General features: G+C 69.8%; 14 protein-coding genes. 4 read left to right on the forward strand and 10 right to left on the reverse strand.

Going from position 1 to position 14282, the window contains the following annotated elements; translation table 11 throughout:
- Window positions 1-125: 125 nt before the first annotated feature.
- From hsaA to hsaB, 4 genes are read left to right on the forward strand one after another with little or no spacing between them, the layout of a single operon-like run.
- A complete protein-coding gene (gene hsaA / locus RR3_RS16595) occupies window positions 126-1301 on the forward strand; it encodes a 3-hydroxy-9,10-secoandrosta-1,3,5(10)-triene-9,17-dione monooxygenase oxygenase subunit (protein WP_010594500.1) in 1176 nt (391 codons plus the stop codon).
- Between the two features lie 11 nt (window positions 1302-1312).
- Complete coding sequence (gene hsaD / locus RR3_RS16600) at window positions 1313-2197, forward strand: 4,5:9,10-diseco-3-hydroxy-5,9,17-trioxoandrosta-1(10),2-diene-4-oate hydrolase (protein ID WP_010594499.1); 885 nt, start codon at window positions 1313-1315, stop codon at window positions 2195-2197.
- A 1-nt stretch (window position 2198) separates the two neighbouring features.
- Window positions 2199-3101, forward strand: a complete 903-nt coding sequence (gene hsaC / locus RR3_RS16605) for an iron-dependent extradiol dioxygenase HsaC (protein WP_010594498.1) — start codon at window positions 2199-2201, stop codon at window positions 3099-3101.
- On the forward strand, window positions 3098-3673 hold the full coding sequence (gene hsaB / locus RR3_RS16610; protein WP_010594497.1) for a 3-hydroxy-9,10-secoandrosta-1,3,5(10)-triene-9,17-dione monooxygenase reductase subunit: 576 nt from the start codon (window positions 3098-3100) through the stop codon (window positions 3671-3673). The genes hsaC and hsaB overlap by 4 nt, the downstream gene beginning before the upstream one ends.
- Before the next feature lie 27 nt (window positions 3674-3700).
- On the opposite strand, the gene RR3_RS16615 is transcribed toward hsaB, so the two are convergent.
- The 10 genes from RR3_RS16615 to RR3_RS16660 form a co-directional block, all read right to left on the reverse strand.
- On the reverse strand, window positions 3701-4204 hold the full coding sequence (locus RR3_RS16615) for a DUF4190 domain-containing protein (protein WP_064066623.1): 504 nt from the start codon (window positions 4202-4204) through the stop codon (window positions 3701-3703).
- A complete protein-coding gene (locus tag RR3_RS16620) occupies window positions 4201-4860 on the reverse strand; it encodes a PRC-barrel domain-containing protein (RefSeq protein ID WP_064066622.1) in 660 nt (219 codons plus the stop codon). The genes RR3_RS16615 and RR3_RS16620 overlap by 4 nt, the downstream gene beginning before the upstream one ends.
- 76 nt (window positions 4861-4936) lie before the next feature.
- A complete protein-coding gene (locus tag RR3_RS16625) occupies window positions 4937-5653 on the reverse strand; it encodes an acetoacetate decarboxylase family protein (RefSeq protein WP_010594494.1) in 717 nt (238 codons plus the stop codon).
- Window positions 5654-5854: 201 nt separating this feature from the next.
- Window positions 5855-6730: an aldo/keto reductase gene (locus RR3_RS16630; RefSeq protein WP_010594493.1), complete on the reverse strand. Its 876-nt coding sequence runs from the start codon at window positions 6728-6730 to the stop codon at window positions 5855-5857.
- Window positions 6731-6940: 210 nt separating this feature from the next.
- Window positions 6941-8371, reverse strand: coding sequence for a DUF1254 domain-containing protein (locus tag RR3_RS16635; RefSeq protein ID WP_225222882.1), 1431 nt, complete (start codon window positions 8369-8371; stop codon window positions 6941-6943).
- A gap of 293 nt (window positions 8372-8664) precedes the next feature.
- Complete coding sequence (locus tag RR3_RS16640; protein WP_048773359.1) at window positions 8665-9714, reverse strand: acyl-CoA dehydrogenase family protein; 1050 nt, start codon at window positions 9712-9714, stop codon at window positions 8665-8667.
- Complete coding sequence (locus RR3_RS16645; RefSeq protein ID WP_048773357.1) at window positions 9711-10679, reverse strand: acyl-CoA dehydrogenase family protein; 969 nt, start codon at window positions 10677-10679, stop codon at window positions 9711-9713. The genes RR3_RS16640 and RR3_RS16645 overlap by 4 nt, the downstream gene beginning before the upstream one ends.
- Window positions 10676-11836: an acyl-CoA dehydrogenase family protein gene (locus RR3_RS16650; protein WP_010594489.1), complete on the reverse strand. Its 1161-nt coding sequence runs from the start codon at window positions 11834-11836 to the stop codon at window positions 10676-10678. Before RR3_RS16650 ends, RR3_RS16645 begins: the two co-directional genes overlap by 4 nt.
- The gene (locus RR3_RS16655) at window positions 11836-12729 is read right to left on the reverse strand and encodes an enoyl-CoA hydratase (RefSeq protein ID WP_064066621.1); all 894 of its coding nucleotides are present in this window, start codon (window positions 12727-12729) and stop codon (window positions 11836-11838) included. Before RR3_RS16655 ends, RR3_RS16650 begins: the two co-directional genes overlap by 1 nt.
- Window positions 12726-14273: a FadD3 family acyl-CoA ligase gene (locus RR3_RS16660; protein ID WP_026137818.1), complete on the reverse strand. Its 1548-nt coding sequence runs from the start codon at window positions 14271-14273 to the stop codon at window positions 12726-12728. Before RR3_RS16660 ends, RR3_RS16655 begins: the two co-directional genes overlap by 4 nt.
- Window positions 14274-14282 lie beyond the last annotated feature (9 nt).

The following is a 14282-nucleotide window of genomic DNA, read 5'->3' on the forward strand; positions in this document are numbered from 1 at the left end:
CGTTCGAGGACTTTCGTCCCACGGAAAGCCCGTCGACCTGGGACGCGGCTCCGGTCTCGACACAAATGGGAACGTGTTCTAGTCTCGAATCAAGCGATCAATTCCGGAACAGACGGGAGCGTCCAGTGGGCGACCACGAGAGCCACGAGGTGCTGCAGCGGATCGACGCGCTGCTGCCCGCCCTGCGGGAACGTGCACAGGAGACCGAAGACCTTCGCCGCATCCCCGACGACTCGATCAAGGCGCTGCAGGAGACCGGCTTCTTCCGACTGCTCCAACCGAGCCAGTGGGGCGGGTACGAAGCCGATCCGGTCACCTTCTACACGGCGGTCCGCAACATCGCCGCCGCGTGCGGCTCCACCGGCTGGGTCTCCGGCATCATCGGTGTCCACAACTGGCATCTGGCGCTGTTCGCGCAGCAGGCCCAGGAAGACGTGTGGGGCGAGGACACCGATGTCCGCATCTCCTCGTCCTACGCCCCCATGGGCGCCGGCGAGGTCGTCGACGGCGGATACAAGGTCAACGGTGCGTGGGCCTGGTCCTCCGGGTGCGACCACGCCACCTGGGTCGTCGTGGGCGGCCCGGTGATCAAGGACGGCCGCCCCGTCGACTTCGGCAGCTTCCTGATCCCGCGCGCGGACTACGCGATCGACGACGTCTGGAACGTCGTCGGGCTCCGGGGTACCGGATCGAACACCGTGGTGGTGCAGGACGTGTTCGTGCCGCGGCACCGCTTCCTCAGCTTCCGCGCCATGAGCGAGCTCACCGCGCCGGGGCTCGAGCGCAACACCGCACCCGTCTACAAGATGCCTTGGGGCACCATCCATCCCACGACGATCTCGACGCCGATCGTCGGCATGGCCTTCGGCGCCTACCGGGCCCACGTCGACCATCAGGGTAAGCGGGTTCGTGCCGCGTACGCGGGGGAGAAGGCCAAGGACGATCCGTTCTCCAAGGTCCGGATCGCGGAGGCGTCCAGCGACATCGACGCCGCGTGGCGTCAGCTGTCGGGCAACGTCGCCGAGGAATACGCGCACCTCGTCGCCGGCGAGGAGGTCCCGATGGACCTGCGGTTGCGTGCCCGTCGCGACCAGGTCCGGGCGACGGGCCGCGCCATCGCCTCCATCGACCTGCTGTTCGAGAACTCCGGCGCCACCGCCCTCGCCAACGGCACGCCGATCCAGCGGTTCTGGCGCGACGCCCACGCCGGGCGGGTCCACGCCGCCAACGACGCCGAACGCGCCTACGTGATGTTCGGCGCCGGCGAGTTCGGCCTGCCGATCACCGACACGATGGTGTAGGGGATACCGAATTGACTGCGACGGAAGAGATCACCTACGAGTCCACGTCCCGGTTCGCTCAGGTGCGGGACGACCTGCGGTTGCACTACCACGAGGCGGGAGTCGGCAACGACACCACGATCGTCCTGCTGCACGGCGGCGGGCCGGGCGCCTCCGGCTGGTCCAACTTCGCCCGCAACATCCCCGTGCTGGCCGAGCATTTCCACGTCCTGTGTGTCGACCAGCCCGGCTACGGCAGGTCCGACAAGCCCACCGAACACCCGCAGTACTTCGTGCACAGCGCCACCGCGCTGAAGGACCTGCTCGACCACCTCGGGCTCGAGGGGCGCGTGCACCTGCTCGGCAACTCGCTCGGCGGCGGCGCCGCAGTGCGATTCGCGCTGGACTTCCCGGACCGCGCCGGACGGCTCGTGCTCATGGGGCCGGGCGGATTGAGCGTCAACCTCTTCGCCCCCGACCCCACCGAGGGCGTGAAGAACCTCGGCCGGTTCGCGGCGCCGCCGGAGGGCCCCACCCGGGAGAAGCTCGAGGCGTTCCTCCGGGTGATGGTCTACGACCAGTCGCTGATCACCGACGAGCTGGTCGACGAACGGTTCGCCGCCGCGAGCACCTCGGAATCCCTCGCTGCCGCACGCGCGATGGGGAAGTCGTTCTCCGGTCCGGACTTCGAGCTCGGCATGCTCTGGCGCGACGCCTACAAGCTCCGGCAGCGGGTGCTGCTGATCTGGGGGCGCGAGGACCGGGTCAACCCGCTCGACGGCGCGCTCGTCGCGCTCAAGATGATCCCGCGGGCGCAACTGCACGTCTTCGGTGGCTGCGGACACTGGGCTCAGCTCGAGAAGTTCGACGAGTTCAACCGCCTGACAACGGACTTCCTGACGGACAGGAGCAACTGACATGGGTATCCGATCCCTCGCCTACCTGCGCATCGGCGCCACCGACATGGACGCCTGGCGGGAATACGGTCTGAAGGTGCTCGGCATGGTCGAGGGCAAGGGCGTCGATCCCGCGGCGCTCTACCTCCGGATGGACGATTTCCCGGCCCGGCTGGTCATCGAGCCGCACGAGAGCGACCGGCTGCTCGTCTCCGGCTGGGAGACCGCGAACGCCGCCGAGTTGCAGGAGGTGCGTGACAACCTCGCGGCCGCCGAAGTGCCGTTCAAGGAGGGCACGGCCGAGCAACTCGCCGACCGCCGGGTCGACGAACTCATCGTGTTCCAGGACCCGTCCGGCAATACTCTCGAGGCGTTCCACGGGGTCGCGCTCGAGCACCGCCGCGTCGTGAGTCCGTACGGGCACCGGTTCGTCACCGGAGAGCAGGGACTCGGGCACGTCGTCCTGTCCACCCGCGACGACGAGGAGGCGCTGCACTTCTACCGCGACGTCCTCGGCTTCCGGTTGCGGGACTCGATGCGCATGCCGCCGCAGATGGTGGGCCGCCCGGCCGACGGGAAACCGGCCTGGCTCCGCTTCTTCGGATGCAATCCCCGGCACCACAGCCTGGCGTTCCTTCCGATGCCCACGCCGAGTGGCATCGTGCACCTGATGATCGAGGTGGAGAATTCCGACGACGTCGGGCTGTGCCTGGACCGGGCCCTGCGCCGCAAGGTCAAGATGTCGGCGACGCTGGGCCGGCACGTCAACGATCTGATGCTCTCGTTCTACATGAAGACCCCCGGCGGTTTCGACGTCGAGTTCGGCTGCGAGGGAAGGCAGGTCGAGGACCGGGAGTGGATCGCCCGCGAGTCCACAGCCGTCAGCCTGTGGGGCCACGACTTCAGCGTAGGCTTGCAGCCATGACCGGACCCGGCGACGTCACGATCGACCCTCGCACCTTCCGCACCGTGCTCGGCCAGTTCTGTACGGGTGTCACGATCATCACCACAGTCGACGCCGGCGAGCCGGTGGGATTCGCCTGCCAGTCGTTCGCGGCGCTGTCGCTGGACCCGCCCCTGGTGCTGTTCTGCCCGACGAAAATGTCGCGGTCGTGGACCGCCATCGAACGCTCCGGGCGCTTCTGCGTCAACGTGCTCGCGGAGGAACAGCGGGACACATGCGCGCGGTTCGGATCCCGCGAGCCGGACAAGTTCGCCGGTGTCGAGTGGCGTCCGTCGCCGCTCGGCTCGCCCATCCTCGCCGGCTCCCTCGCCCACATCGACTGCACGGTGGAGACCGTGCACGACGGGGGCGACCACTGGGTGGTGTTCGGTCGGGTGTCGTCGCTGAGCGAGGTGCGGGACGAGAAGGAACGGCCGCTGCTGTTCTATCGAGGCCAGTACACCGGGATCGAGCCGGACAAGACGGTGCCGGCCCCCTGGCGGGACGACCTCGAGGCGTTTCTCACGAGCACCTCCGAGGACACCTGGCTCTAGGGGCCGGCTCCGGCAGGCATCGGTCCGTCACTGGCCGGGTTGCGGCACCTCGATGCTGTCGGGCAGCTGGTCGCGGGCCCGATCGAGCTGCTGCTCGAGCTGCTCGACCATGCGGTCGTTGTTGAGCACCGTGACGACGCCCGCGACGTACGCGATGGACAGCACGAGCGAGACGACGCTCAGGACGATGCCCGCGATGGCAACGCCCCGTCCGGTCACGCCGAGGCGCCGGGCGGCGCGTAGGCCGACGATACCGAGCACGATGCCGATGATGGACAGCACGAGGCCCACCGGCGACAGGACGAGCGAGAGCACGCACACGAGTGCGGCCGTGCCGACCGCGAGTGCGAGTGCGGCAGCGACGCTCGTCTTGGCGGGCTTCGTCGTCACCCGCTCCTCGAAGGGGGCGGCGGTGGTGGTGGTGGTGACGCGGTCGTCCGCCACTACACGGTCGCGGTCGGAAACGCGGTCGCGGTTGGGAATCGGGTCTCTGCCGGCGGCGCTGGCCCCGGCGGGTTCGCGTTCGATCATCGTCGGTCCTCCTGGTCGGGATGCTGGCCGGGATGCTGGCCGGGGGCGCCCTCGTCGACGTAGTACTCGGTGGTCACGACCCGCTTGTGGAGCCGCGGACCGGGCGAGGGCGTGCCGTGCTGCTGTGGCGTGCCGTGCTGTGGCGTGCCCTGCTGCGGTGTCCCGCCGGTGCCGCCGCCGTGCGACGGTGCCGACGGCGGCGCCGAGGTCGCGACACCCGGCGCACTGGTGGACGGTGTCCGATCGGCGTCGCGCAGTCGGTCGGTGTCGGGTGTCCGGCCGGTGTCGCGACCGGTGTCGGGTGTCCGGTCGCTATCCGGCGCGCGTCCGGTGTCGGTATCGGTATCCGCCCTGTCGTAGTACCGATAGAGCTGCGTCTCCTCCTCGGGGGTGAGACGGCCGTCCTCGTCGATGTTCGGGGCGCCGGTCACCGTGTCCTTGTCGAACGGCAGACGGACGTCCTTACCGTCCAACTCGGCGACGTCGATCGGCACGAAGTGCCGACGGGTGCCGAACAGGCCGGTGACGACGGTGATCCACGCAGGGTTGCCGGTCCGGTTGTCGAGATAGACCTCGCCGACCTTGCCGAGCTTGTCGCCGCCGGGACCGTGGACGGTGGCGCCGACGAGCGCATCGATGTCGCTGTTGTTGATCATGGTGACCTCACCGATCGATTGTGTCTTCGACTCGGTGGGTGCCCACTGCGGCGCGCGCCGAAACCCGGCGGTCGGGTCAGATCGGTTCGGCGTCTCCGAACGTCATCTGCAGACGGGAGATCGACGACGTGAGCAGCGCGCGCCGGGGCAGACCCAGGGTGCGCAGTTCACCGGCGATGGGGTGGGTGCCCAGCCGCAGGTCGGCGCCGCCGATGCGGCTGCGCACGCCGGCGGGATGCATCGCCCATCCGGTGCGCCGGGTGACGCCGCCCAGATGCGAGTAGGCCGTGACGGAGGCGGCCGCGCCCCGGCCGGGAACCGCGAAACCCGGCCGGACCGACAGTTCCGCGATCAGCTGCCCGTCGCTGCGCACCGACGCGCGCTTGACGTCGCCGGTGTGGTCGGCGTCGAAGTCGGCGAGAGTCTTGGGGAATCCCCAGATCCCGCGTCCCGCCGCCAGGGTGAACTCGCCGTCCACCGGGAGCCGGTGGATGAGGGCACCCGCGCCGCCGCGGACGAGTTCCCGCAGATCCCGCAGCGCGGTGCCGCCGCGCCGGCGGTGGTCGCGAACGAGGAAGCACACGCCGAACTCGTTGTAGGGTCCGAGATCACCGTCGACGTAGTCCACGAACACCAGGATGCAGACTCCGCGACCCGGGCGGGGGTGCAGCAGTTCGAGTCCAGAGTGGTCGATCAGCGCCTGAGCCGGCGCGGCGGGCACCGAGTACATCGCCGTGAATGCCGTCGCGGTCCGGACTCGCACCGGCATCTCGATCGCGGTGCCCGAGATCATGTGTGTCGTCACGCCCTGCCCCTTCTGCGCGGACCGATCGCGCACCCGGCGGTGGCCGGCCGGGTTGCGGATGAGAACGTGTTCTACTATTCGTGGTCCGTGCTGGGAGCGCAAGAGTGGTCGGCGAATGCGTCCGAAGAGCGGGCAGCAGAGCGGGCAGCCGCGCCGGATGGGCGCGGCCGCCCGTGCAGGGTGGGTCCGTCAGCTCGGTGCGCCGAGGTTCATCTCGTCCGGGTGCATGCCGACACGCGTGCCGTCGTCGAGGGTCGCGATCTCGCTCAGATCGAGGTCGTCGAGCTCGAAGTCGAACACGTCGATGTTCTGCGTGATCCGCTCGTCGTGGACGGACTTCGGAATGACGATCAACCCGTTCTGCAGGTGCCAGCGAATCAGCACCTGGGCAGCCGACTTGCTGTGCCGGTCCGCGATGCGAGTGATGATCGGATCGACCAGGAGCGTGTTCGGCTTGGACTCGCGGCCCCAGCCCGAGTTGCTGGTACCGCCCAGCGGGCTCCACGATTCGACGGCGATCCCGTGGTCGGCCGCGAAGGCGCGGATCTCCTGCTGGGGAAGGTGCGGGTGCAGCTCCACCTGGTCGACGGCGGGCAGCATGCCGCCGCGATGGACGAGCAGCTGCAGGTGGTGCGGCTCGAAGTTGCACACGCCGATCGCCTTGGCCCGTCCGGACTCGGCGATCTTCTCGAGCGCGTCCCACGTGCGCAGCAGCCGGTCGTCGTCCTGCAGCGGCCAGTGGATCAGGTACAGGTCGACGTAGTCGGTGCCGAGGCGGCGCAGACTCTCGTCGAACGCCTTCGACGCCCGATCGTAGCCCTGGTCGGAGTTCCACAACTTCGTGGTGAGAAAGACGTCCTCCCGCGGGACGGACGCCGACGCGATCCCGCGTCCGACACCCTCCTCGTTGCCGTACGCGGCGGCGGTGTCGATGTGCCGGTAGCCCGCCTCGTCGAGGGCGTAGCGCACGGCGTGTTCGGTCTGCTCGTCGGTGGCCTGCCAGACTCCCAGGCCGAGCTGCGGGATGGTGGTACCGGAATTCAGCGTGATGACGGGAGTGCTCATCGTCCCAGGCTAACGAGTCCGAAGGTGTCCTGCCGCGCTCGAGTCCGTCGCTCACTCGCCCAGCGGGATACTGCGGAATCGTGGTTCGGTGCCCCGTCGGGAAACGCCACCGGACGAGCACGCTCGAAGTCCGATCGCCGCTCCGGCGGGGCCAGGAGGTGCGATCACGCGAGCAGTCTTCCTGCGCCGAGACCGCCCCCCGCGTCTCGGTCAGGCGAGGGGTTCGATCTCACTGGGTCGCCAGGTCCGATCGAACCATGCCTGGAGTGGTCCGTAGAGGCGCAGGAGCAGGAACCAGGACTTGTCCGGGACCGTCTGGATCCAGTTCGACTCCCGGCCCGCCGGTGATGCGGGTCCGAAGTAGACGTCCACGGAGCAGTCTTCGTCGGCTGCGACCGTCCCGGTGTTGCTGTTGAGTGACGGGTACGGGTTGTCGGTCTGCAGCAGGGAGCGGGACTGGCAGTCGTAGACGCACAGCGACCAGAAGTCCTTGGCGGGAATGCCTGCGGGCAGGTGCACCCGGTAGGTGCGGCCCCCGTCCAGCCACTGTCCCTCGGAGTCCTCGGCGGTGTAGGCGTACTGCGAGCCCACTCCCACCGTCGGCGTCGCCATCGCCGGCGTGACGACGGTGGCGACGTAGTGGAACAGCGTACGGGCATCCAGGAGACGAACACCGTCGTGCAGGAACTCGGAGCTTCCGCCCACGAAGGCCGTCTTCCACGACGACACGTCCCGGCCGTAGATGTAGGACTGCGGGTCACGTGGCCGGTACGCGAGAGTGCGCGCAATCGCCGCACCGATCGGCGCCGCCTGAGACAGGATTGCGCGCATCCGCTGATCGGGAGCGAACGGCCGGCCCTTGACGATGCCGATCGCCGCCAGCTGACCGGCAAGCTCGGGATCGAGTGCGTCGACCGGTTCTTCCTGGACGATCTGGTCGACCTCTTCGTAGAACGAGAAGTCGTTCGAGTGGACGGTGTTGTACGGCACGCCGTCTGCTTTCACGAACCGCATCTCCGGCGGGTCACCGGCCTGGTCGAGCGGATAGATACGGGTCTGCTCGATGACATCGAGCCCGCCGAGGTTGCGGGCGAACAGGAAGTTGGTGAACGTGCGCGAGCGGAAGGTGAAGTAGCCCTCGGGGACCTCGCCCTCGTAGCCCGGCGGCAGGAACAGGTACTTCCCGCCCTGCCCCCTGTCGGGCCCGGCATTGCCCAGGTCGGCCACGTACCGGAACCAGAAGTCGTCGACCACGTCGAGTGACATCGGCGGGCACTCGACCACCGTCGGCCCGTCGGCCCGCAGGTCGAGCAAGGTGAACCCATAGGTCGTCTCGGTGTTGGCTGTCAGGAGGTAGGGCACCGAATCCATGCGCGCGCACACGGCCATGTCCCGCGACGTGTGGATTCCCAGCGACGGGAACGCGGCACGTGCGGCCGCGAGCGACGCGCCGGGAACCGCGTTCAGGAACACGTCGACGCCGCGCAGCAGGTCGAGACGATCCCAGCACAACGCCATCGTGTCCAGGTCCGGGACACCGTCGTCGAATCGGAATGTCCCCAGGTCCGTCTCGACGACATCGGGGATCCCCACCGCGCGGCGGGCCTCGTCAGAGCTCCCGCCGGAAGACCGAGCCGGCATGACCCCTCCTTCCCCGGCCGGCGCTCGGGAGCGGGACGCCATGGTGCGCGACGTCTGTCGAGGGTCACCCGAGGAACAGGCCGGGCAGTTGGCAGCTGCTGCGTCCTCTCTGAAGATAAGGGCACCGCACTCGATCCGGCAAGGTTGCTTGCCCGGGCCCGGGGCGGGGAGGCGTGGGTACCGAACCGAGCGGACGATGTGCATGTCCCGCTGCTACGGACCGGGCAGACGGTGTACGGACGGTGCCGCCGCCGGCAACGGTGGCGGCACCCGGATGCGGGTGCCGCCCGCGCTCAACGCGCGATCGCGGTCAGGAACTCCCGCGGTTGCCCGAACAGCTGGGCCGCCCCGTGCGCGCGTTTGAAGTACAGCTGCGCGTCGTGTTCCCAGGTGATCGCGATGCCCCCGTGCAACTGGATCGCTTCCGCGGCCACCTGTTCGAAGGCCTCCGAGCAGTACACCTTCGCCGCGTACGCGTCCTGCGTGTCCTGCGACAGCGCGGCCGCGTACGACATCGAGCGTGCGGTCTCCACCAGTGCGTACATGTCGGCCATGCGGTGCTTGAGCGCCTGGAACGACCCGATGACCCGGCCGAACTGCCTGCGGTTCTTCGAGTACTCCACCGTCAGATCCAGCGCGGCCCGGGCCGCGCCGACCTGCTCGGCCGACAGCGCGATCAGCGCGACGGTCCGCAGGCGCTCCTCGAGAGCGGCGGACGCCGCGAGCCGCCGGCCCGTCACCCCCTCGAAGCGCACCTCGGCGAGGGTGCGGGTCGGATCCATCGTCGGCACCCGGCGTCGCACGACACCGTCGGCGTCCGGATCCACCTCGACGAGCGCGACGTCGTCCCCGTCGGCCGCGAGCACCAGCAAGGTCGTCGCGACGTCCCCGCCGAGCACGTAGTGGGCGGTGCCGTCGAGCCGGCCGCCCTCGAGGACGACACCGGGTGTGGACCAGCCGGCTTCGGAAGCCCAGCACACCGCGGCGATCTCCCCGGCGGCGATGCCCGGCAACAGGCGGGTGCATGCGTCGGTGTCGCCGGAGAGCAGCAGAGCCTGGGCCGAGAGCACCGCCGAGCCGAGCATCGGCGACGGGGTGAGCGTGCGGCCGAGTTCCTCGAGCACGACGTGGGTCTCGGCGAGGGAGGCGCCGACACCGTCGTATTCCTCGGGCACGGCGAGGGCTGCGACCCCGATCTGTTCGACCAGCTTCTGCCACAGGTCGGCGTCGTAGCCGTCCGGGAGGGTGATGGCCTTGCGCACCGCCGCGGAATCGGAGTGCCGGGCGAGCAGGCTGCGCACCGACTCGCGCAGCGCGGCGCGATCCTCGGTCTCGAAGGTCACGATGCGTCCTCCAGTGCGTCGACTACCCGCGCCCGGTGCACGTCCGCGGTGCCCCACGCGGTGACGAGGGCCCGCACCCGGGTCAACGCCAGCGACAGATCGTGTTCGAGGGTGTAGCCGATGGCGCCGTGCACCTGCAGTGCCGTCCGTGCCGCCCGGTAGGCCGCGTCGCCGCAGGCGACTTTCGCGGCCGAGACGTCGCGGGAGGCGGTCGCTGCGCCGTCGCGCACCGCGAGGGCCGCACCGAGCAGCAGCGGGCGCGCCATCTCGAGGCCGACGGCGACCTCGGCGAGGTGGTGCTTGACGGCCTGGAACGAGCCGATGGCGCGACCGAACTGCTTGCGCTGCTGCGCGTACTCGACCGTAGTGTCGAGGAGGGTGCGTCCGAGCCCCTGCAGCTGCGCCGCGGTGGCCAGGGCTCCGTAGTCGAACGCCGCGCCGAAGTCCGTGTCGCCCAATGCGTCCGCCGCGGCGACGGCATGCAGACGACGGGCCGGGTCGACGGACTGCCGAACGTCGCCGGCGGTGCCCGTCGAGACCGTGCCGCCGTCGACGTGCAGCACGAGGTCGGCGACGTCGGCGTCGACCGCGTACGGCACGTGCGGTGCCGCGGCGACCGTCGCGAGCTCACCGGAGGCGAGTGCGGGCAGCCGGTCCGGAGCGACGGCGGCCAGCAGGATCGGCGCGACGGCCACGGTCTCCACGATCGGGCCGGGCACCGCGTGGCGACCGAGCTGTTCCATGGCGACGACGAGGTCGACGGCGTCGGCCCCGAGACCGTCGTGGTCCTCGTCGACGAGCAGCGCGCCGACGCCGACCTCGGCGAGCCGTTGCCACACCTTCAGGCCGGGGCCGGTGTCACCGGCGGCCCACGACCGGACGACCGCAGGCAGATCGGACTTGGCGAGCAGCGCGTCGATGCTGGACGCGAAGTCCTCGTGGGAGGAGTCGAGCGCGAATCTCATCGGTCGCCCTTCGGAAGGCCGAGCAGCCGCTCGGCGATGACGTTCTTCTGGATTTCGTTGGTGCCCGCGTAGATCGGCCCCGACAGCGAGAACAGGTAGCCGTCGGTCCAGCCGTCGGCGATCTCCGCGGCCGGGCCCTGCAGGTCCAGCGCGGTCTCGTGGGCGGCGATGTCCCAGTCCGACCAGAACACCTTGTTGATGGACGACTCGGCGCCGAGCTGGCCGCCGTCCTGCAGCCGGGTGACGGTGGCCCAGGTGGACAACTCGTATGCGCGCGCCCCGATCCACGCGTCGGCGACGCGGTTGCGCAGGGCCGCGTCCCCGTGCCGGTCCGACGCCGCGTACAGCGCCAGCAGGCGGTCGGCGGTGGCGAGGAACCGTCCGGGGGAGCGCAGCGACAGTCCGCGTTCGTTCGAGGCGGTGCTCATCGCGACGCGCCATCCCTCGTTCACGCCGCCGATCACGCCGGACTCGCCGGGGTCGGCGGGATCGTCCGGGACGAACACGTCTTCGAGGAAGATCTCCGCGAAGCCGGGTTCGCCGTCGAGCTGGTCGATGGGCCGGACGGTGACGCCCTCGGCACGCAGATCGAACATGAAGTAGGTGATGCCCTTGTGTCGCTGCGCATCCGGGTCGGAACGGAACAGGCCGAAGCCCATGTCCGCGAAGGACGCCCGCGAGCTCCACGTCTTCTGCCCGTTGAGCAGCCACCCGCCGTCGACCCGCCGGGCGGTCGAGCGCAGCGACGCGAGGTCGCTGCCGGACTCCGGCTCGGACCAGGCCTGGGCCCAGATGTCGTCGGCGCGGGCCATGCGCGGCATGATGCGCGCGAGCTGGTCGGGGTGGGCGTGCTCGAACAGCGTGGGAGCGAGCAGGAAGATTCCGTTCTGGCTGACCCGGCCCGGCGCGCCGGCGCGGTAGTACTCCTCCTCGAACACCACCCACTGCTGCAGCGTGGCGTTGCGCCCGCCGAGTTCTTCGGGCCACGAGACGACCGACAGACGGGCCTCGGCGAGGGTGCGTTCCCACTCGCGGTGTTCCTCGAAGCCCTCGGCCGTGTCCATGGACTTCAGCGGGCTCGACGGGACGTTCTCGGTGAGGAAGGCGCGGACCTCGTCGCGGAAGGCGAGGGTCGCGTCGTCGAGTTGCAGATCCACTACTTCGTTCCTTCCTGCGCGGCAGAGTTCCCGCCGCTCACCGGGCGTGCGCTCGCGGCCATCGATTTCGCGTTCATGCCGCCGAGGGAGTCGGTGCCGACCTCGGCGTTGTGGGCGTGCGCGAAGTGGTGCAGGCCGAACACCGAGTCCATGCCGTTGCGCATGCCCATCTGGTCCTCGCACTGGTTGACGGCGCGCTTGGTCAGGGCCAGCCCGAACCGCGGCATCTCCGCGATCCGTCCGGCCAGGGCGAGGGTCTCCTCCTCGAGCTTCTCGCGTGGCACGACACGATTGACCATGCCGACCTCGTAGGCGCGCTGGGCACCGAAGCGGTCACCGGTGTAGAGGATCTCCTTGGCGAAGCGCGTGCCCAGGACCCAGGGGTGGGCGAAGTACTCCACGCCGGGAATGCCCATCCGCACCACCGGATCCGAGAAGAACGCGTCCTCCGAGGCGACGATCAGGTCGCACACCCACGCGAGCATGAGGCCGCCGGCGATGCATGCGCCCTGCACCATCGCCACCGTCGGCTTGGGGATCTCCCGCCAGCGGCGGCACATGCCCAGGTACACCTCCATCTCGCGGGCGTACCGCTGGTCGCCGCCGGGCTTGTCGACGTGGTCCCACCACATGACGGCCTTGTTGTCGTAGTGGACGTGGTGGTCACGACCGGGGGTGCCCAGGTCGTGCCCGGCGGAGAAGTGCTTGCCGTTGCCGGCGAGCACGATCACCTTGACCTCGTCGTCCTCGACGGCGCGTTCGAAGGCGGCGTCGAGCGCGTAGGTCATCACGGAGTTCTGCGCGTTGCGGTAGTCCGGCCGGTTGAGGGTGACGATCGCGATGCCGTCGCGCACCTCGTAGGTGACGACATCGGGCTCGTAGGGGACGGTCATGACTTCTCCTCACGCAGAATGTTTTTCAGAACCTTGCCGGACGGGTTACGGGGCAGGTGCCCGGTGAAGCGAACCGAGCGCGGCACCTTGAAGTTGGCCAGCTTCTCCTTGCAGAACGCGATCACCGACTCCTCGGTGAGGCCGCTGCCCTCGAGGGCGACGACGTGCGCGCGGCCGACCTCGCCCATGCGCTCGTCGGGCACGCCGACGACCGCGACCTCGTGGACGCCGGGCAGGCGCATCAACGCCGCCTCGATCTCGGCGGGATAGACGTTGAACCCCCCGCTGATGTACATGTCCTTGAGCCGGTCGGTGATGTCGAGGTAGCCGCGTTCGTCGAGGGTGCCGACGTCGCCGGTGTGCAGCCAGCCGTCGGCGTCGATCGTCTCGGCGGTGGCCTCCGGGTCGTCGAGGTAACCGAGCATCACGTTCGGGCCGCGCAGCAGGATCTCGCCCTTGTCGCCGATGCGGACCTCGAAGCCGGCGGCGGCGCGGCCGGAGGAGGTGGAGACGGTGACGGGATCGTCGTCGGTGCGGCACATCGTCGCGACCACGGCCTCGGTCTGGCCGTACGCGGTGAGCACGGCGTCGAAGCTCAGTTCGTTCTGCATGCGCTCGACGAGCGCGACGGGCACGGGTGCGGCCCCGGTGACCGCGATCCGCAGGGACGACATGTCGAACTCGTCGCGGCGGGGGTGGTCGAGGATGCTCTGGTAGATCGTCGGTGCGCCCGGCAGCACGCTGATCCGCCGGTCGGCGACGGTGGCCATGACCTTCTCGACGTCGAACACCGCCATCGGCACGGCGGTCGCGCCCGCGAGCAGCGCGGCGACGAACCCGGCCTTGTAGCCGAAGCTGTGGAAGAACGGATTGATGATCAGGTAGTTGTCGTCCGGCGTGAGCTCGGCGCACTCGGCCCACGCCTGCGCGACCCCGATCAGCTGCCGGTGGGCGCTGAGCACGCCCTTGCTGCGCCCGGTCGTGCCCGAGGTGAACAGGATGTCGCTGACGTCGTCGGGGGAGACGGCCCGCGCCCGGGCGTCGGCCTCGGTGCGCGCGTCCGCCGTCGCCGCGGCGAGGAAGTCGTCCCAGTCCACGACGCCGTCGGCCGGTGCGTCGGTCCCACCCAGCGGGACCCGCACCACGGTGGGCACGTGCAGGCCGGGCGCGGCGGCGCGCAGGGCGGCGTACCTGTCCGTGCCGAGGAAGTCGCCGGCGACGACGAGGGCCTCGGCACGGATGCGGTCGAGGATGTCGTGCGCCTCCGCCCCGGTGTAGCGGGTGTTGACGGGGACGACGACGCCGCCGGCCCACTGGATCCCGAGCGCAGCGACTATCCAGTGGTGGGTGTTGGGCGACCAGATCGCGACGCGTGCGCCGGGCCCGACGCCGTGGGCGACGAGTGCGGCGGCGAATTCGCGGACGTGATCGCGAAGTTGTGCGAACGTCGGTCGCACGTCGCCGTCGACGATCGCGGTCCGGTCGGCGTACACCGATGCGGCGCGTTCGACGGCGGCCGGTGTGGTTCTCGGTTGTGCAGTCACGGAGCTCCC

This window comes from Rhodococcus ruber NBRC 15591, assembly GCF_001894945.1.
GTDB classification, from domain to species: Bacteria; Actinomycetota; Actinomycetes; order Mycobacteriales; family Mycobacteriaceae; genus Rhodococcus; species Rhodococcus ruber.

What these genes read in the sequence shown, in the direction of transcription:
- hsaB (WP_010594497.1), top strand. Translation starts at nt 3,098, where the DNA reads ATGACCGGACCCGGCGACGTCACGATCGACCCTCGCACCTTCCGCACC.
- RR3_RS16630 (WP_010594493.1), bottom strand. Translation starts at nt 6,730, where the DNA reads ATGAGCACTCCCGTCATCACGCTGAATTCCGGTACCACCATCCCGCAG.
- RR3_RS16635 (WP_225222882.1), bottom strand. Translation starts at nt 8,371, where the DNA reads ATGCCGGCTCGGTCTTCCGGCGGGAGCTCTGACGAGGCCCGCCGCGCG.
- RR3_RS16620 (WP_064066622.1), bottom strand. Translation starts at nt 4,860, where the DNA reads ATGATCAACAACAGCGACATCGATGCGCTCGTCGGCGCCACCGTCCAC.
- RR3_RS16615 (WP_064066623.1), bottom strand. Translation starts at nt 4,204, where the DNA reads ATGATCGAACGCGAACCCGCCGGGGCCAGCGCCGCCGGCAGAGACCCG.
- RR3_RS16625 (WP_010594494.1), bottom strand. Translation starts at nt 5,653, where the DNA reads ATGATCTCGGGCACCGCGATCGAGATGCCGGTGCGAGTCCGGACCGCG.
- RR3_RS16655 (WP_064066621.1), bottom strand. Translation starts at nt 12,729, where the DNA reads ATGACCGTCCCCTACGAGCCCGATGTCGTCACCTACGAGGTGCGCGAC.
- RR3_RS16645 (WP_048773357.1), bottom strand. Translation starts at nt 10,679, where the DNA reads ATGAGATTCGCGCTCGACTCCTCCCACGAGGACTTCGCGTCCAGCATC.
- hsaC (WP_010594498.1), top strand. Translation starts at nt 2,199, where the DNA reads ATGGGTATCCGATCCCTCGCCTACCTGCGCATCGGCGCCACCGACATG.